This is a genomic window from Flavobacterium sp. 1355, assembly GCF_017833415.1.
Lineage (GTDB): Bacteria > Bacteroidota > Bacteroidia > Flavobacteriales > Flavobacteriaceae > Flavobacterium.
Genome location: NZ_JAFICC010000001.1, coordinates 397,676 through 417,466, shown reverse-complemented (window position 1 = coordinate 417,466; position 19,791 = coordinate 397,676). Strand labels below are relative to the sequence as shown.

At 35.5% G+C, this 19,791-nt stretch carries 15 protein-coding genes and 1 pseudogene; 10 read left to right on the top strand and 6 right to left on the bottom strand.

The genetic code is table 11. From position 1 onward, the window contains the following. Positions 1-241: 241 nt before the first annotated feature. From JOD96_RS01880 to JOD96_RS01865, 4 genes are all read right to left on the bottom strand, one after another. On the bottom strand, positions 242-1,222 hold the full coding sequence (locus JOD96_RS01880) for a glycoside hydrolase family 43 protein (RefSeq protein WP_209562573.1): 981 nt from the start codon (positions 1,220-1,222) through the stop codon (positions 242-244). Positions 1,223-1,333: 111 nt separating this feature from the next. Next, on the bottom strand, positions 1,334-3,691 hold the full coding sequence (locus JOD96_RS01875; protein WP_209562572.1) for a GH92 family glycosyl hydrolase: 2,358 nt from the start codon (positions 3,689-3,691) through the stop codon (positions 1,334-1,336). Positions 3,692-3,720: 29 nt separating this feature from the next. Continuing rightward, positions 3,721-5,883, bottom strand: a complete 2,163-nt coding sequence (locus tag JOD96_RS01870; protein WP_209562571.1) for a TIM-barrel domain-containing protein — start codon at positions 5,881-5,883, stop codon at positions 3,721-3,723. Positions 5,884-6,069: 186 nt separating this feature from the next. Next, on the bottom strand, positions 6,070-7,119 hold the full coding sequence (locus JOD96_RS01865) for a family 43 glycosylhydrolase (protein ID WP_209562570.1): 1,050 nt from the start codon (positions 7,117-7,119) through the stop codon (positions 6,070-6,072). Positions 7,120-7,502: 383 nt separating this feature from the next. Here JOD96_RS01865 and JOD96_RS01860 point away from each other — a divergent pair, with 383 nt between their 5' ends. Then, positions 7,503-11,480, top strand: coding sequence for a hybrid sensor histidine kinase/response regulator transcription factor (locus JOD96_RS01860; RefSeq protein ID WP_245188319.1), 3,978 nt, complete (start codon positions 7,503-7,505; stop codon positions 11,478-11,480). 255 nt (positions 11,481-11,735) lie between these two features. Here JOD96_RS01860 and JOD96_RS22585 read toward each other — a convergent pair. Next, positions 11,736-11,846: pseudogene (locus JOD96_RS22585) on the bottom strand (c-type cytochrome); the annotation flags it as partial. A gap of 401 nt (positions 11,847-12,247) precedes the next feature. Between JOD96_RS22585 and JOD96_RS01850 the strand changes: the two are divergent. Continuing rightward, positions 12,248-12,760, top strand: a complete 513-nt coding sequence (locus JOD96_RS01850) for a GNAT family N-acetyltransferase (protein ID WP_209562568.1) — start codon at positions 12,248-12,250, stop codon at positions 12,758-12,760. Here JOD96_RS01850 and JOD96_RS01845 read toward each other — a convergent pair. Next, on the bottom strand, positions 12,757-13,362 hold the full coding sequence (locus tag JOD96_RS01845) for a DNA-3-methyladenine glycosylase (protein ID WP_209562567.1): 606 nt from the start codon (positions 13,360-13,362) through the stop codon (positions 12,757-12,759). The genes JOD96_RS01850 and JOD96_RS01845 overlap by 4 nt on opposite strands. A 297-nt stretch (positions 13,363-13,659) precedes the next feature. Between JOD96_RS01845 and JOD96_RS01840 the strand changes: the two genes are divergently transcribed. The 8 genes from JOD96_RS01840 to JOD96_RS01805 all read left to right on the top strand — a co-directional run bounded on the left by JOD96_RS01840 (position 13,660) and on the right by JOD96_RS01805 (position 19,729). Further along, positions 13,660-15,801, top strand: coding sequence for a catalase (locus JOD96_RS01840; RefSeq protein ID WP_209562566.1), 2,142 nt, complete (start codon positions 13,660-13,662; stop codon positions 15,799-15,801). A gap of 17 nt (positions 15,802-15,818) precedes the next feature. Continuing rightward, the gene (locus JOD96_RS01835) at positions 15,819-16,391 is read left to right on the top strand and encodes a ferritin-like domain-containing protein (RefSeq protein ID WP_209562565.1); all 573 of its coding nucleotides are present in this window, start codon (positions 15,819-15,821) and stop codon (positions 16,389-16,391) included. Between the two features lie 111 nt (positions 16,392-16,502). Next, on the top strand, positions 16,503-16,901 hold the full coding sequence (locus JOD96_RS01830) for a YidH family protein (RefSeq protein WP_209562564.1): 399 nt from the start codon (positions 16,503-16,505) through the stop codon (positions 16,899-16,901). A 27-nt stretch (positions 16,902-16,928) separates the two neighbouring features. Continuing rightward, positions 16,929-17,684 carry a DUF72 domain-containing protein gene (locus JOD96_RS01825; RefSeq protein ID WP_209562563.1) on the top strand — a complete coding sequence of 252 codons (756 nt, stop codon included), beginning with the start codon at positions 16,929-16,931 and terminating at the stop codon, positions 17,682-17,684. 51 nt (positions 17,685-17,735) lie between these two features. Then, positions 17,736-18,317 carry a TetR/AcrR family transcriptional regulator gene (locus JOD96_RS01820; protein ID WP_209562562.1) on the top strand — a complete coding sequence of 194 codons (582 nt, stop codon included), beginning with the start codon at positions 17,736-17,738 and terminating at the stop codon, positions 18,315-18,317. Positions 18,318-18,369: 52 nt separating this feature from the next. Then, entirely contained in the window at positions 18,370-18,861 is a 492-nt protein-coding gene (locus JOD96_RS01815) for an acyl-CoA thioesterase (protein WP_209562561.1), read from the top strand. Positions 18,862-19,016: 155 nt separating this feature from the next. Further along, positions 19,017-19,238 (top strand): hypothetical protein, encoded by a 222-nt coding sequence (locus JOD96_RS01810; protein ID WP_209562560.1) that lies wholly within the window; start codon positions 19,017-19,019, stop codon positions 19,236-19,238. 263 nt (positions 19,239-19,501) lie between these two features. Further along, entirely contained in the window at positions 19,502-19,729 is a 228-nt protein-coding gene (locus JOD96_RS01805) for a hypothetical protein (protein WP_209562559.1), read from the top strand. Positions 19,730-19,791 lie beyond the last annotated feature (62 nt).

The window sequence follows — 19,791 nt, the reverse complement described above, 5'->3', positions numbered from 1 at the left end:
GTATTTAAAAAGGTTTTTATTACGTGATCCTAAAAAGAGGTGTTTTTTATATGAAATATTAATCATTTTTTGAAGTATCGTTTCATTTTATGATCATAAACCGGAATCAGAATTATATTTTAATTGTAAAAAAATGTCCTGATTTCAAGAGGAATAAAAGTTACCATTTGAAAGCGGGACACAAATTTTATCTGAACAATATAAAACACAATACTTTTTTAACGACCTACGGCTATCATTTTTATTTTATCAAATGCGGTTTTACCCCTTCTTTAGTTATGACAACAGGTTTTATAAAACTATTTTCATCAAAATGCATTTCTTCTATACAGGTTTCTCTGGAATTTCCGTTTGTTTCAGTAAGCGGCCTTCTGTGATAAACAATATAGTAAGCATCAGAATCAGGTGTTTTTATAACCGAGTGATGACCTGCTCCGGTAGCAATTTTATTGTCCTGCTCTAAGATTTTGCCAATTCTTTTAAATGGTCCCATCGGAGAATCTGCAATTGCATAAGCCACACAATAATCAGGGCCTGTCCAGCCTCCTTCAGACCACATAAAATAATACTTGTTATCCTTAATAAACATAAAAGGCCCTTCAACATAGTTTTCGGGAGTGATTTCTTTGAAAACCGTTTTGTCTTCAAAAGGCACAAAACCGGTAAAATCAGGTTTTAATTTTGCGATATTGCAATGTCTCCATCCGCCGTAAATTAAATAAAACTGCCCGTCTTTATCCTTAAATACAAATTGATCAATAGGCTGCGCTCCATTATAGAATTTATCAACTAATGGTTTTCCTAAGTAATCTTTGTAAGGCCCTTCCGGTTTTGAAGCTACGGCTACACCAATTCCTCCCGGCTCATTATCGTTCTGAATATCATTTGCCCCAAAAAACAAAAAATATTTATTTTTATTTTTAATGATTGAAGGTGCCCAAAGTGCTTTTTTTGCCCATTTGACGGCCGAAGTATCTAAAACTCTGGGATGTTTTTTCCAGTGGGTTAAATCTTTTGAAGAAAAAGCATCCATAAATACCTGATCCTCGTACGGAGCAGAAAAAGTGGGATAAACCCAATAGGTCTTATCAAAAATAATTGCTTCGGGATCGGCATACCAGCCTTTAAATATTGGATTATTGTTTATTGCCTGACCGGAAACTGTCGTTTGTGCGATTGTTTTGAAACAAAAAATAAGAAGAAAATATAAAACTCTTTTCATAGCCTTTTATTTAATAGTAGTAAATAATAAGTTTGATTGGCAATGTAAAAACCAAGTCCGCCAACTTTAAAACACGATGTGTTTAAGTCGACGGACAATTATAATTTTTGTCTAATTGGACCAGGCAGCTGCCGGTTTTGCATCTACTTTTATTTTTAGATTTCCTCCTTTTTTAACGGCAGCTAAGTCAATTGAAAGCTGTTTTAAACTGACATCATTTAGTTTTACTTCCTGTAAATAAATATTGGTTTTTGAATTGTTTTGTACGTCGATTACAAATTTTTTATCCCGTTTTTCTCCTAAGTTTTTAATGGTAACTTTATCAAACAATGGGCTTCCTATTTGAAATGACGGATTAATATCCGTCAATCCTTTAACATCAAACAATCCAATAGAAGACATTACGTACCATGCCCCCAATTGTCCCTGATCCTCATCCTGACCATAGCCATATCCATGTATACCTTCGGTTCCATAAAATTCGTCACAGATTGCATGCACCCATTTTTGTGTTAAATAAGGTTTTCCTGAGAAGTTAAAGAGCCATGAAATGTGCAGGTTGGGCTGATTTCCGTGATTATAAAAACCAGATAATCCGGCAAACGCATCAATTTTAGTTCCGCCGCCAAACACATTTTTTTGAGATTTTGTAAATATAGTATCCAGACGATCGTTAAAAGTATCTTTTCCAAGAGTTGCTACTAACTCGCTGACATTGTGAGGCACGTAAAATGTATATTGCCAGGCATTGCCTTCCTGAAACCCTCTCCATGGTTCTGATGGATTAAAGTTCTGAATAAATGCTCCGTTTGCATATTTTGGCCTTATAAACATTGTTTCCTTGTCGTAAAGCAATTTCCAGCCGTCTGCCAATTTTATAAGTTTTTCATAATCTGCCGTTTTGCCCAGTGCTTTGGCAAATTGTGCTACTGCATAAGCGCTATAGGAATATTCGAGTGTATGCGAAGCCGAAAAGCCGGAACCTTCTATATTGGTTTTATAATCCATATTATCTAAATACGGCGAATAACCCAGCGTTACAAATTGCTTTACATCCATTTTGCCGGCACCTTCTATTCGGTCTCTCCATTCCAATTCGTTTTTTAAAGCAGCTTCATATCCTTTTTCAATATCAAAATTTCGAATTCCCGAATTATAAGCCGACGCAATAGCAAGCCCGGTAAAGTTGGTACCCACGCCAGACACATATTTGCTATTTGCAATACCATCACCCAGCCAGCCAGCATCTTTGTAAACAAGCAGCTGTCCCTGTACCCAGTCTGCATAATATTCAGGATAAGCCAATGCCCATAACTGAGTCAGATTCCAGAATCCTCCCCAAATGGCATCCGTATTATAATAGTTAAACTGAGGCTGGCCTTTAGCATCCAAAGGAATCTGACCTACTTTTCCATTATTCATAGGATAAGCACCGTTTACATCGCTGCCCAGTCCGCGTCCTGATAAAGCGTGATATAATCCTGTATAAAATTTAATTTTATCATTTTCATTTTTGCCTTCTACCGTAATCCTGCCCAGATAATCATTCCAGACAGCAAGATTTTGTTCTTTGGCTGCGTCAAAATTTAGTTTTTTAGCCTCTGTATCAAGATTAAGTCTTGCATTGGCTACAGATGTATACGATAAACCAATTTTTACCGTGATGGTTTCATTCTCTTTTGTGTCAAAAGTGAGATAGATTCCGGCGCCTTCTCCATCAATTTCTTTGCTTCCTGCCTGAATTCCTTTTTTATTAAATGCGCCAAAACTAACGGGCTTTTTATCTAAAACGGCCGAGAAATACATAGCCACATCAGCACCAGCCTGGTATTTTTTTACATATTCAGGAATTGTTATTACATAACCTTCAATTCTTCCATCTTCAGTAATAGTAACTTTAGATTCCTTAACTGCCCCGCTCTCGCCCTGTCTGTTGCCTATATCAAAAATTATATTGGACTGAGACGATTTTGGAAATGTATACCGCTGGAAACCTACTCTTTTTGTGGCTGTAAGTTCTGCCTTGATATTATAATCTTTAAGAAGTACCGAATAATAACCAGATGTGGCATATTCATCTTTTCGATCAAATCTTGATCTGTAACCTTCTTCGGGATTATCAAGACTTCCGGGTATGGTCTGCAATTTACCAACAGAAGGTGCCAGAACGATACCACCAACCTGAAACTCATGTAAACAGGCAAATCCTTCTATAGAAGTATCCCTGTCATCATAACCTGTGGCTTCCCATCCCTGCTCATTACCCAAATGCCCATTGGTCGAAGGTCCCAGTTTTGCAAGTCCAAAAGGCATTGCGCCCGGCGTATAAAAAAACCAACGGCTGTGCGCTGTTCCTATATTTGGGTTCACGTAATCTGATAATTTCTTTCCTGATTGTTGACCCAAAGCTGTATTAGTAACTAAATTGACAGCCGTTATAATGAATAATTTTAACAGAATATTTTTCATATCTAAATCTAATTATTTGTACTGAAATTTTACTTTAAAACAATTGATATTCCATCCTTAAGCGTTCCGGAACCTGTATATGTTTTACCGTCAAGTAATAAATTTACGTTGATTTCTTTTACTTCTTCTTTGATATTTCTTTTACCTACTACATCAGAAACCCGTACCATAACAGAATTATCTTTTTTTACAGCGGTAAAAGTCACCAGAGCATAATCTTGTTTCTCGTATCCAAATCCATCACCAGAGTCAATGTAAAGTTCTCCAATAGCTTTTCCGTTTTTATCTAAACAAACAAAAAGAGTCAAAGGATCGAATGAGTTTTCTCCTGCATTTTGGATAATCTTACCGGCAGGAATAATGCTTCCGCCTTTTAAACTTAGTTTTGCCTGATATTTATCCTGTTTCTCTCCTTCTACCAAATTTAATTCTTCCCAGATTCCTGAAGGAAGTATTGGATCTTTAGCGAAAGCGGGAACTACCAAAAGATTTTCTCCGAGTAAAAATGCCTGCTCCTCATTTCTCAGACGTGAATCTTTACTGTCTGCAAAAAATACCGGTGCCATTACCGGAAGTCCGCTATTAGAAGACTCATAAAAAAGTGTATACAAATACGGCAGTAAACGATAACGTCTCTCTAAGGCAATACGTGAAGTTTTCTCAATTTCTACACCGTATGCCCAAGGTTCTTTATTGTTTGTACCTGCGCAGGCATGACCACGTGCAAAAGGCATAAATGCTCCGAAGCCCAACCAGTTTGCCCACAAATCGCCGCTTGTATCTCCAAGAAAACCTCCTATATCCGGTCCGTTAAAAGGCTGGCCAGATAATCCTAATGTCAGCGACATTGGCACTGAAAGTTTTAAATGGTCCCAACCTGCATAATTATCACCTGTCCAGGTTGCTGCATAACGCTGTCCTCCCAGTAAATTAGATCGGGTAAGCAGAAACGGGCGTTTGGCTGGGTTTGCTTTCAAAATTCCGTCATAAGACGCCTCAACCATTAATCGGCCGTATGCATTGTGATAAAGTAAATGCGAACCCTGCGGTAAATTTTTGTCTCCTTTATGAGGTGTATCATAAGGCATTGTACCCAGACGTTTATCTTCCGGAAAATCATTATCGTTTACAGCGGGCTCATTCATATCATTCCATACACCATCGATACCTGTGCTCAAAAAATCTTTGTAAAGTCCTGCCCACCAATTTCTGGTTTTAGAATCTGTAAAGTCAGGAAAAGCGCAATCACCCGGCCAGACTTTGCCGTGATATTCTTCTCCGTTGCTTTTCTTTACCCAGACATCATTTTTTGACCCCGATTTATAAACGCTGTAGTTGTTATCTACTTTTACTCCGGGATCGATCATATAAACGGCACGAAAACCTTTTTTATGCAAATTGTCGTTTAAGGCTTTTGGACTTTTAAATCGGATACTGTCAAAAGTAAAAACTCTGTAGCCCTGCATGTAATCAATATCCATCCAGATAACGTCGCATGGAATTTTCTTTTCTCTAAAAGTATCTGCGATTTCCATAACGCGTTTTTCGCTGTCATAAGAAAATCTGCACTGATGATATCCTAAAGCCCAGCGTGGGGGTAATTTTATTGTTCCCGTTAATTCAGAAAGTCCTTTTATGACTTCCTGCGGAGATTTTCTGTCAATGATGTACACCCTGAACAAAGCTCCTTCTGAGTTATAAATTATCTGATCTGAGTTTGTTATCAACTCGGCTTTCCAGGTACTGTCAAAGATAATTCCAAAAGCAGAACCGTCGGGACGAACGCCCATAACCCATGGATGTGTCTGATACAGTCTTTTTCCGCCCTCTACGCTATAAGCACCGGTATCAGTGTTCCATAATTTTATAGATTGTCCGTTACGCAAAAGCGGTCCTGTAACTTCTCCTCCTCCATACAAACTAATATCTCCTTTAAGATTGAGAACAGCACCAGCCTTATTATTTCTGAATGTAAATTCTGGAGTTAACGACCAGTCTGATGGTACTTTCCCTTTGGGTTTTGGTTCGGTTTTAAGTATTAGTGACGGCGTTTTGTTTTTATCAAAACCTTTTGGAATAAATTCTACTATTCTGTCGCCTACCAATGAGGTTTTGAGTATGGGAACTTCCTGAGCTTTGGATGTGGTTATTCCAAATAAAATAATAGTGAAAAATAGGATTTTCAATTTCATGGTTATATTGTGTGGTTAGTAAAGTGTAATTACAAATCTACTAAAACGTTTTAGTATAATTATAAAAAATATTGAAAATTTTCAATATTTTTTTATTGTAAGTTGATTAATATTAATTTGTATATGGCAATAAATCTGTTAATTTGTTATCTATTGCTTCATCATACATACTAAATAGTGTCTTTTCTACATAGCCGGAATAGCCAGGACAGTTCCTTCTGAGATTGGGTCTCCAATAACCGGATTTCCATTTTTATCCCACTTGATTTGCTGCATTCTTGGAGATCTTTGCTGACCGCAGCCTTCTCCCGGATTTGAATTTGCATGATACAGAATCCAGTCTTCTCTGCCATTTGGAGATTTAAAAAACGAGTTGTGTCCCGGCGCATACACTTTGGTTTTATCTGATTGCTGCAGAATTGGTTTCTCAGATTTTGCCCAGGCCAACGGATCTAATAGATTATCTTTCCCTGTAAAGGTCAATAAACCTAAACTATAATTATCTGTCCAGCAGCCGCTAGCTGAGAATACAATAAATGCTTTCTTTTTATTGGCCAGAAACTGAGGCCCTTCATTTACGTTGACCTGTGCCGGGTTTACATCATCATGCAGTGCTCCATGAAGTTCCCAGGGATTTGTCGGACTGGAGATTCGAACCCTTTCTCCGTCAATTTCAGTTGGAGATTTCATTTTGGCAATATAGATATTTTGCTGTCCGTTGGTATCTCCTTCCCAGCCGGACCAAATCATATACAATTGTTTTTTATAGGTAAATACGTTTCCGTCAATTGCCCATTTATCTGTTTTTGCTGCAATTTTACCTTTAAAAACCCATTCGCCTTCCATCGGATTTTTTGAATTATTTTCTAAAACATACATTCTGTGTGTGTTATTTGAGCCATTATCTGCCGCGAAATAGACATACCACTTTCCGTTAATAAAATGAAATTCCGGTGCCCAGATTTCAGCAGCATATTCGGTGTTTTTTGGTGCAATCCAGATGGTTTTCTTCTCTGCATTTTTTAAGTCTGCCAAATTTTTGGTTTTAAAAAGAACCAAACGATCCTGCATGGTATGGGTATAATAGTAATAGCCATTGTAATAAGTGCTGTATGGATCTGCTCCATATTCTAAAAGCGGATTTGTAAATGTTTGTTGTGCAGATACTGTATAACCTGCAATGCAAAATAAAATCAGAAATAATGTTTGTTTTAATATGTAATAATTTTTCTTCATAGAATTAATTGTTTTGGGTCAAGTTGGTCAGGTTTATTTTGATTTGAGATTAGATTGTTTTGTTGTGACTAAAAGACAACTTTTTAGCATTTTATTTGTATTAATAAAAATATAAGTAATATTGCAAGTGATTTAGGGCGAAAACCTTGATTCTTGCTAAATATCTTATTTTTTTTTATTAATAATAAAATTTATATGCTAAAAAAATATCAATTTAATTTTCGGCCAAAGTAGACTATTGATAACATAATTGTAATCTCATTTTGTTTCACAATTATGTTTAAATGGTTCAAATCATACCTTACAGCATAGTCATTACTCATTTCAACCCAAAATGTATACATATGACACAGTTGAATACGTTATTTTTATAAAAAAAATTAATGAAAAACATTTACATGCAAAGTTTTTTTAGAATAAGGGCACTAATCTGCCTTTTGTTTTTATCAACCCCAATTTTTAGTCAGGAATATTATTTCAAACATTACAAAGTAGAAAATGGGATGTCAAACAATACTGTTTTGGCATCTATTCAGGACAAAGACGGATTTTTATGGTTTGGCACTAAAGATGGTTTGAATCGTTTTGACGGATATCATTTCAAAACATTTCGAAGCGGGAAAGATCCTAAAACATCCTTAGGAATAAATTATATCCAGTCACTGCATGAATTCAAAAATTACATTTGGGTCGGAACAGATAAAGGACTGTATTCGTATGATAAAAAATTAGAAAAATTTAGTTTTATAAATGAAGCGATTAATAATCGTATTAATGATATCGACAATGATTTAAAAAATAATTTGTGGTTTATCTCTATCGGAACATTGATTAAATATAATGTTGACACCAAACAAACCACGATGTTTGATGGCCGAAATTCTTTTTATGCCACTTCTATAGCTTGTGACAAAAACGGTGTAATCTGGGTATCTTCTTATGATGATCTTTACCGTTATTCTGAAGCTACACAAAGTTTTGATAAAATCAAGGTACAATTACCCAATACTACCTTTTCGATATCTGTTATTTATGCTCTGGATGCCAATTCGATTTTAATCGGAACGCGTGATCATGGCATTTACAAATATGATGTTTCCAGTGGAAAAACAACTCCATTTATGAATGGCGCCGAAAAACCTATTTTTGTCCGTCAATTTAAAAGAAACAAAAATGAATTGTGGATTGCCAGTGAAACTGGCGTGTACATTTACAATCTACAGCATAAAACGATCAGAAATTTACGCAAAAGCCCTAGTGATCCTTATGCCATTTCAGACAATGCAGCATATTGCATTACAATTGATAAGGAAAATGGGGTTTGGATCGGAACTTATTTTGGCGGGGTCAATTACCATCAGAAGCAATACGATCAGTTTAAGAAATATTTTCCCCGAAAAAGTGAAAATGCTATTGTCGGAAGTGCTGTTCGTGAGATTCACAAAGACGATCAGGGAAATCTATGGATTGGTACCGAAGACGCGGGAATCAATAAATTTAATCTTAAGACAAAAAAGTTTGTCAATTTTCAGCCTGACGGAACAAAATCAAAACTTTCTTTTTATAATATACATGCCGTTTTGCCGAGAGGCAATAAAATCTGGATCGGAACTTTTGAGCATGGATTGGATATTATGGATGCTAATACCGGAAATGTCATAAAACATTACGACCACACTACGAGCAACTTTAAAAGTGATTTTATAGTGACGTTTTATGAAACTCCTGAAAAGCAATTATATGTAGTTACTTCTGTCGGAATCTATTTGTATGATGAGGAAAATGATAATTTTAAAATTTGCGATTATTTCTCAGAAACCACCCATTACACCTGTATGTTTAAAGACAAAGACGGTAATTTATGGGCAGGATCTTATCGTGACGGACTCTTTTATTACAATCCAAAAACGAAGGAAAAAGCGGTTTACAGACACGATTTTAATAATGAGAAAAGTATCAGCAATGATTTTATAACGTCCATTTTTCAGGATAAGCAAAACAATCTGTGGATAGCAACAGAAAACGGTTTGAATTTATTTGACCTTCGAAAAAAAGAATTCAAAAAATTTACTACCAAAGATGGATTTCCAAGCAATGTAATTTATTCTATTCTGCAGGATGAAAAACAAAATTTATGTATTACAACTTCTAAGGGACTGGTTAAATTTAATTACAAAACAAAGTCGGTTAAAATTTTTACTACCGCAAACGGCTTGTTGAGTGACCAGTTTAATTACAGTTCGGCTTTTAAGGATTCTAATGGTGATATGTATTTTGGAAACCTGAATGGCATGATTAGTTTTAACCCTAAAAACTTTAGCACTTATAAATACAATCCGCCAATATTTATTACCGGCCTTCAGATAAATAACCAGGATGTAGTGGTTAATGATGAAGATTCTCCGCTGGATGAATCTGTTTCGTATATAAAAAAAATTACTTTAAAAAATCATCAGTCTAATTTTAATATCGATTTTGCTTCGTTAAGCTATACGGCTCCCGAACTTACTCAATATTGGTATAAACTGGACGGCATCAGCGATGACTGGGTTTATTTGAATAAAAACAATAAGGTGTTTTTTACAGAGCTTCCGTCGGGTGATTATAAATTTAGGGTAAAATCATTAAGTGCCAGCGGAATATGGAGTAAAGAAGCGGTTGTTGGCATTACAATTTTGCCTCCGTTCTGGGCGAGCAGCTATGCTTTTTTCTTTTACTTTTTGTTAATATCAGGATGCCTTTACTGGCTTTTGCGCTGGTATCATAATATGAACATCAGGGAGAGCAACCAGAAAATTGCAAATCTTAATAATGAAAAAGAAAAGGAAATCTATCATGCTAAAATTGAGTTTTTTACCAATGTTGCCCATGAAATCAGAACGCCTTTAACTTTAATTAAAAGCCCTCTTGAAAGTCTGCTCAAAAAAACATACGAGTCTCCGGATATTATACCCAATTTATCAATAATGGAGAAAAATACCTCCCGCCTCTTAAATTTGGTTAATGAACTGCTTGACTTTAGAAAAACAGAAATAGAGGGTTTGGGTTTAACTTTTGTCGAAACAAATATTTCTGTACTGGTAAGGCAATTATTATCACAGTTTACTCCTCTGATTGAAGAAAAAAACATTCATGTGGAATTGGAACTGGGCGAAAAAAATGTCTATGCTTTTGTCGATGAAGAAGCTATTAGAAAAATCCTGAGCAATTTAATCAGTAATGCTGTAAAATATGCTAAAAGTGAGATTATTATCACCTTGTTCAGAGATGAAAACTCTTTGGAATTTATCGTTAAAAATGATGGGAATTTAATTCCGAAAGGACTTAAGAGTAAAATTTTTGAGCCGTTTTTTAGAATATTAGGTTCTGAAACGCAAACCGGGACGGGAATCGGGCTTTCCCTCGCCCATTCGCTGACCGAATTGCATAACGGAACTTTAAAATTGCAGTTTTTGGATGCTTCTATGAATACTTTTGTTTTGCAATTACCACTGCGTCAGCAAAGTGAGTTTCATCTTTACAAAGATGCTTCTGATGCTGCTGGAAAAGAAAGCAACGAAGATTTTGAAAATGAAATTATTGCTAAAAATATCAAAACACAAATCCTTATCGTTGAGGATAATCTGGAACTGCTCAATTTTATGAGCAAGGAGCTTGGAAAAGAATACAAAGTTTTTAAAGCGGCAAACGGCGAAGAAGCCTTAAAAGTAATTCACAATCAAACGATACATATTGTTATCAGCGATATTACAATGCCTGTAATGGACGGAATTGAGTTATGCGATCGTATTAAATCGAATATCGAAACCAGTCATATTCCGGTAATTTTGCTCACGGCCTTAAGTGCGGTGCAATCCCGAATTAAAGGCTTAGAATCCGGAGCCGATGCCTATATCTCCAAACCTTTTTCGATGGATTTTATATTGGCCCAAATTGATAACTTATTGTCCAACAGACGCCATGTTATGGAGTATTATGCAAGTTCTCCATTATCTCATTTAAAATCTGTTGCACACAATAAAGTTGATGAAGAGTTTATTAAAAAACTGGATGATATTATAGACCAGAACATGGCAGATACCAATCTAAGTGTCGAATCATTGGCCGATATTCTGCACATGAGCCGCTCCACTTTGTACCGCAAAATAAAAGACATCTCCAATTTGAGTCCAAATGAACTTATTAATAATGCGCGTTTAAAAAAAGCAGCAGAATTATTGCTTTCAGGGAAATACAAAGTCTATGAAATTGCAGAAATCGTGGGCTATAATTCGCAATCCAGCTTCAGCCGAAATTTTCAAAAAAGCTTTTCAATGTCCCCTTCGGATTTCATTAATAACGGAAATCAGGAAATAAAATAATTGTTCAGATACATTTCAAAAAAGTCCTGATTTTCATCAGGACTTTTTGCTTAATTATTTAGAAAAGAATAATTGCGTAACCTTTCCTTATAAAATTCTTATAAACAGATTTTAATAAGCAGGCTCTCTGTTAGTGTACTCAAAAAGATATTTTATATCTAAGGAATCCAGCGCTTCTCGGGACAAGTGACGATGATAATCTATTCCCAACTTTTCAAACTTTGTGGTATCAATTTTAGTATTTCTTTTCACAATCCATTTCACATAAGTAATTGAATCCATATTTCTTAAGGCAGGTCCGGTTGATTTTGCATCTAATTTATGACAGGCTGCGCAAAAACTATTAAACACTTCTTTTCCTTCAATAGCATTAGGAGAATCTTCAATGCATTTGTACCGCAAAAATATTGTGGAACTGGTATTCGACAAACAAACTGCTCAGGTTTATTATTTCGATATATAAAATAAAAGACTGCTATTGTAAAAACCAAAAATCCTGTACTGTATAGTAAAATTGATCTGATTCTTTTCTTAAGGTTTGCATTTATTTTATCAGGCATCCGGAATAGTTTTGCTTTTCTGAAGAAGCTTTTATGGAATCTTCTGTAAACAAACATAAGGAATTAAATGTCTTTTATAACACGACAGCAAAATGATTAGCTTAGAACAGATTTATGTCCCGCTATTACAATATACTATTTAAGAATTTAGTATTGAAATGCTTATTATTATATTTTTGTACTAACAAACTTTAATAAAAACTTCAATTGGTTACTATAAAAAAATGTGACACAGGCGACCTCGATTTATTACATAAAATCGCCGTGGAATCTTATAACGATACCTATCAATATCTTTGGAAAGATGGCGGGACTTCTTACCTGGAAAAATTCTATCAAAAAGAAACTTTCAGGAAAGAACTTTCTGCAACTGACATCCATTATTTTTTGGTGTATGAAAACAACAATGCGGCAGGCTTTTTTAAAGTAAGAGAAAACGCTATTGCTTCTTACCCTGCATCTGAATGTATGGAACTGGATAAACTCTATCTTCTGAAAGAATATATCGGTAAGGGAATTGGCAAAATTATCATGAACTTTATAATTTCCCTGGCAAAAGAGAAAAAACGCTCTGTACTTTGGTTGAAAGTAATGGACAGCAGTCCGGCACGATTTAGTTATGAGAAAGCCGGTTTTGAACAAATTCAGATAAACAATCTTGACTATCCTGAAATAGTAGAAAAATACGCTTCTATAATTACTATGGTGCGAAAGATTTAAAATTTATTTGGTTTACTAACATACTTATTCCCTTTTACGAAAAAACGCCACGGGAGCAGTGCATGCTCTTCTGCATAAGCGATACCCACACGTGGGACTTCGGCAATGTCTTCTGGGGTATATCTAATGTTATGGTCTTCGATCCAGATTTCTTCACCATCAAGATCTTTTGCATTTAATGAAATGGTAATTCCCAACGCTTTTGCAGCAGAACCCGGACCAGATGAAATTGCTGCTTTTTCAGCTGACATATTTCGTCTGCGTTCCATAATCTCTTTACCTTCCAGAGGTTCAACTGCTCTTATCAGGATTGCATGAGGCTCGTTTTCAACAGAAGTTACCACATTAAACATGTAATGAATTCCATAACATAAATAAACATAAGAAACGCCTCCCTGGCTATACATTATTTCAGTTCGGTTTGTACGCCTGTCACCGTAGGCATGAGATGCTTTATCACCTATACCAAAATAAGCTTCGGTTTCGACAATTATTCCGGCTGTGATTTCTCCGTTTATTTGTGTATAAAGAACTTTTCCAAGAAGATCCTTTGCTAAAAAAAGGACGTCAGGATTAAGATAATAAGAGAATGGTAATTTCAAATCAGGTAATTTTTATGGAACACTTACTCAAAATTACAATTTAATTTTTTCTTTCAAAATACTATTTTCTTACTTACAGTTATTTTAATTGAATAGATTTTATAAGATCAATTCCTGTAAAGCATTACTATACTGTTAATTGTATAATAATCGACACTTAATTTTGTAAGATAAGCATTTTCCTTATGGCTAAATTTGGGATTCTTGATATTTAATGAGCCTATAATAATTTGGGCTTTTGCAGGCACTTCTCTGCGGTTTATCAGGAAAACTTTGTAATCACTAACACTAACATATATGGAAAATTTGCAGGATGGTAAACAGCGTGATTTGTCATTAAACAGATCAGATGGAACCAATAAGTATTTAACAACCGATCAGGGTGTAAAAATAAACGACGACAACAATTCCCTGAAGGCTGGTGAACGCGGACCTTCTTTATTGGAGGATTTTATATTGCGGGAAAAAATAACTCATTTTGATCATGAGCGCATACCAGAAAGAATCGTTCACGCACGTGGCTCGGGAGCTCATGGCTTTTTTGAGGTAACAAACCCAATCCCGGAGCTTACCAAAGCCGGATTTCTAAAAGAAGCCGGATTGAAAACACCGGTTTTTGCCAGATTCTCCACCGTAGCAGGTTCACGTGGATCTACAGATCTTGCCAGGGATGTCAGGGGTTTTGCCGTAAAATTTTATACTCAGGAAGGTATATATGATTTGGTAGCCAATAATATTCCTGTATTTTTTATTCAGGATGCTTCAAAATTTCCAGACCTTGTACATGCTGTAAAACCGGAACCTCATAATGAGATTCCGCAAGCCGCTTCTGCACATGATACTTTTTGGGATTTTATTTCGCTGATGCCGGAATCTATGCACATGATTATGTGGATCATGTCTGATCGTGCCATACCAAGAAGCTACCGTATGATGGAAGGCTTTGGAGTTCATACCTTCCGACTTATTAATGAAGCCGGAGAATCTACCTTTGTAAAATTTCATTGGAAACCAAAATTGGGTACCCATGCTGTAGCCTGGGATGAAGCACAAAAAATATCAGGTAAAAATCCCGATTTTCACAGACAGGATTTATGGGAAGCCATAGAAATGGGAAATTTCCCGGAATGGGAACTTGGAGTACAGATTATCCCGGAAGAAGATGAAAACAAGTATGAATTTGATCTTCTTGACCCGACCAAAATTGTACCCGAAGAACTTGTGCCTGTAACAATTGTAGGGCGAATGGTTCTGAATAAAAATCCGGATAACTTCTTTGCCGAAACAGAACAAATTGCTTTTCACCCGGGGCATATAGTGCCAGGTATTGATTTTACGAATGATCCTTTATTACAAGGACGTTTATTTTCTTATACTGACACACAATTATCAAGACTTGGAAGTCCTAATTTTCACGAAATTCCGATTAACAGAAGCATTGCCCCTGTCCATAACAACCAAAGGGACGGACACATGCGTCAGGAAATTAACATTGGACGTGTAAGTTATCATCCAAATTCGCTTGGAGGCGGATGTCCTTATCAGGCAAAAATTGCCGAAGGCGGTTTTGCAAGTTTTAATGAGCGTATTGATGCACATAAAATCAGGGAAAGAAGCGAAAGTTTTAATGACCATTTCGGACAGGCAAGATTATTCTTCAACAGTCAGACTCCGACAGAGAAAAGCCATATTGTAAAAGCGCTGCGTTTTGAACTCGGAAAAGTGGAAACAACTGCGATCAGGGTCAGAATGCTTGGGCTTCTTTCTCAAGTTGATATGAAACTGGCAGAGCAGGTTGCGGCCGGACTTGGTGCTACAGTTCCTCCTGTTCTGGAAACGCCAATCAATCACGGTGTATCTCCTGAAAACGAAATGGGCAAACACGAACCGCAGACTGTAGAATCTTCTGTAGAATCTTCAGACGCCTTAAGCATGCTTAAAAACCCAACAAATTCACCAACTATTGCTTCAAGAAAAGTGGCTATAATTTGTTCAGACGGAGTTTCTGAAGCCTGTGTGATGAATATGAAAGAAGCTCTTTTAAAACAAGATGCAAAAGGATTTATTGTAGCTCCTACCCTTGGTAATATATTAACGGATCAGGATGGCGCAATTGCGGCAAACTTTAGTTTCCTGACGGCCTCTTCTGTCCTTTTTGATGCTGTATATGTTCCGGACGGAATTGGCCTGAATGCATTAATAGAAAATGACGATGTAAACGAATATCTTCATGATGCTTACAAACATTGTAAAGTTATCGGAGCAGACGGACGTGCTACTGCGGTAATTGGTGCAGCTTCTTTTGCTGCTAAAATAAGTGCAGACGATCAAGGGCTTATCTTAACAAATGAAGCGGCAACAAAAGCCTTTACTGATGAATTTATAGCCGCCATGGGACAACACCGCTTTTGGGAACGCGAACCAAACTTATACAATTAACAAAAAAATCAAATCATATGAAAAATTCAGAAAAAGCAACTCAGGAAAAAGCACCTGCAGTTAATAAAAATAAAAACTTAATTGTTGAACCTGCCGGTGATGCCGCAGCAGAACTAAGAGATTTGTTTATCGACAGTCTGAAGGATATTTACTGGGCAGAAAATGCCCTGGTAACAGCATTGCCAAAAATGGCAGCAAATGCAACCTCAGCAGGACTTGCTTCGACTATTACCGAGCATTGGATCATAACGCAAAACCAGGTTACAAGACTTGAAAATATATTTGAATTACTGGGTGAAAAGGCAGAAGGCAAAAAGTGCGAAGCTATGGCAGGACTGTTAAAAGAAGGAGATACTATTCTTACCGAAACAGTTCCAGGTGCAGTACGTGACGCCGGAATTATTGCTGCATCACAGAAAATCGAACATTATGAAATTGCTTCTTACGGTACTTTGGCGGCATTTGCTAAAACACTGGGCGAAAATGATGCTGCAAAATTACTTACTCAAACTCTGGCCGAGGAGAAAGAATCTGATTGTTTACTAAATGAAGTAGCATTAAATGCTGTAAATATTGTTGCGGCAGAATAGTTTCCAAAAATAGACTCCAAATATTTAGAAATATCTGAAAAACCAAAAGCCCGCTTTTAATCAAGCGGGTTTTTGCACTAAAAAATAATACTACATAAAATTTTAAACTTCATGAAAGACAATAATAAACAAATGATCAACGAACATATGTCTAATGAAAGAACGTTTCTGTCATGGATACGTACCGGTATCGGGATAATGGTTTTTGGATTTGTTATCGTAAAATTTTCATTATTTGTAAATCAGCTGCCGGCCGCATTCTTTCAAAACTCAAATATTCCAAAAAATGGTTTTACGATTGTTATCGGAATTGCATTAGTTCTTACCGGGGCATTAACAATTGTTTTATCGTATTGGAAATACAAGCAGACATATAAGTTATTGCAAAAAGGAGAATACTTATACTCAACACTTTTGTTAACCATTCTTACCGTAGTCATTTTTTTGATGAGCATTGTAATTATTACATATCTGGTTATTGCTGCTTATCCTTTTAATTTTTCAATTTAAGTATAGTTCTGCCAAAACTAAAGTATAATGAAAAAAAATCATATTCATATAGGAACTTCAGGATGGTCATATAAACATTGGCGTGGTACATTCTATCCTGAAGGAACAAAGGTTAAAGATCACTTTTCGTATTACGCAGGGATTTTTAATACGGTCGAAATCAATAATACTTTTTATGGTGTTCCTTCTGATGATACGTTCTTAAAATGGAGAGAAACTGTGCCAGATGATTTTGTTTATGTTATAAAAGCGAACCGGTTTATTACGCATTTAAAAAAACTACGCAACCCCGAAGAAAGTCTGCAGTCCTTTATGGAGAAAGTAGAAATTCTGGGAACGAAATTAGGCGCGGTTTTGTTTCAGCTCCCTCCTTTTCTGACTGTCAATGTCGAGCTTCTTGAAACATTTCTGGCAGCACTTCCCTCAAAAAACAGATATGTTTTTGAGTTTCGAAATGAGAGTTGGTACATTCCGCCCGTGTATGATCTTTTGCAAAAATACAATGTTGCCTTTTGCATATATGAACTCGCGGGGCATATTTCTCCAATACAGACTACGACAGATTTTGTTTACCTGAGACTTCATGGTCCTGGTGCCAATAAGTATCAGGGCAGTTATTCTGATGAGTCCTTAATGGAATGGGCTGCGCAATGCAAAATCTGGCTAAAAACTAAAGATGTATTTGTTTATTTTGATAATGATGAGAAAGGTTATGCGGCATTTAACGCAATAAAACTAAAGGAATACATAACTGATCCACAACTTGAAAATAATTTGAAATAATCATATACCAATTGGTATTTATTACTATATTTGTTTTAATCTTTTTGAACTATGAATACATCCGATTTTATATTAGACAAAGTAGCTCCTCTCTTTAACAAACAGGGATATATTGGAACCAGCCTGAGTGATATAACCAATGCAACCGGTCTGACTAAGGGTGCTATTTACTGCAATTTTACAAATAAGGAAGATTTAGCTCTAAAAGCTTTTCAGCTAAATATCAATTCGGCAATTATGCCTTTATTTAAGGAAGTAGCGGCAACAAAAGGAAGTATTAATAAACTTAAAGCCATAACAAATTATCAACGACGCTATTATGATCTGGTTAAAAATATAGGCGGCTGTCCAATGTTAAGAGCAGGCGTTGATACTAAATTTATCAATCCGTTGTTGTTTAAGGCTGCACAGCAATTATCTCAAAAGTTTACAATTGGTCTGACAAATATTATCAATGACGGAATTACTGCTAATGAAATTCGAAAAGATGTTGATGCGGTTAAACAGGCAAAAATAATTTTATCACTTATTGAAGGAAGTTCACTTTTGGCATTTACACATAATGACCAATCCTACATCGCCTCATGCATGGATTTTATTGACAATATCTTAATCCCTGCTATCAGGAAATAAAAATTTTTTAACCATCTAAATACCGATTGGTATTTAAATTAATATACTCAAAATGGAAAAAGTACTTAAAACAAAAAGAAAAATCAGGTTTCAGGATTGCGATCCCTTTAATCATTTAAACAACTCCAAGTATCTGGAGTATTTTCTGAATGCCCGGGAGGATCAAATTGCAGAAAATTACGGCCTTGATATTTTTGAATATTTAAAAAAAACAGGATTAAGCTGGGTTGTTGCATCTAATCAGATCAGTTATATAAAACCGGCTTTTACGATGGAGACTGTGTTAATTGAATCTCAACTAATAAAATACACAGAGAATATTTTGCTGGTTGAAATGAAGATGTGGAATGAGGATCAAACCGAATTAAAGGCAATTCTATGGATAAAGTTTATTCAATACAACATTCAGACAAAAAAAGCAGCTACACATTCTGAAGATTTAATGAAACTATTTCAATCTGTTGTGACACCAATTGAACAGGACATTTTTGAAAATAGAACTACGGCGGTAATTCAGAAATTAAAATCCATGGCAAAAGTGTAATCTAAAGTAATTGATAATCAATACGGAAAACATTGTAGATGTGTGAATTATGTAAATTTTAAGACTCCAAAATGTAAGATTATAAGTATTGGCGATTTTACATTTGCGCATACTAAAAAACAATTACAAACTACTAAACTTAAAAAAAGGATATCATGAATTTAGCAGAAACAAACAATTTCCGTTACGAAGATCAGTTTTTTCTATTTGATCAAATGCAATATGAAGTTCATTATAACTTATCTAAACCAGATCATTCTATCTCAGAAAATGCTGAACCGGACTATGGTGAAGATCTGATAAATGAAGATCCGGATCATGATGACTTCGATAATGATGAGCTGAATGATGATGAATTTTCCGGAGAAGAAGAATAAATTTTATTCAGTTAACTAAATTTTATACTAAATCATAAAACCTTCAAAAAAAGGTTTTATGATTTTTTTTGTGTTTAATTTTTTGACGAATATACTCACTAACAAAATTCTGATAAAGTGTTCCTGACATACAATTAATGAAATTATAATAACGCTTTCGCGAAAGATGTAAATCTGATAACAAATCTATAATTTGCTGTAAATGATATAGATTATATAGCTGTAATTTTAATATCAGTAAAAAATTTCTAAATAATATAATCATGGAAAATACAGATAACAATTACAACGAAAATATTGCAAAATGCCCTTATCATGCGCAACTGAATGCTGCAGAAGAAAACAACACTTCGGAAGATAAAGACGCAAATACAGGAGACTGGGATGACGAGCGTGACGACAATCGCACAAATGAGGGTGGTTATGATAACGATCAGAACGACAACAGCGGAGGCGCTGGAAGTTCAGGAAGTGCTTCAACTAATAGTTAAGACAATTAATTGTATAAAAAAAGAGCTAATTAGCTCTTTTTTTATATTTCATTCAGAATATA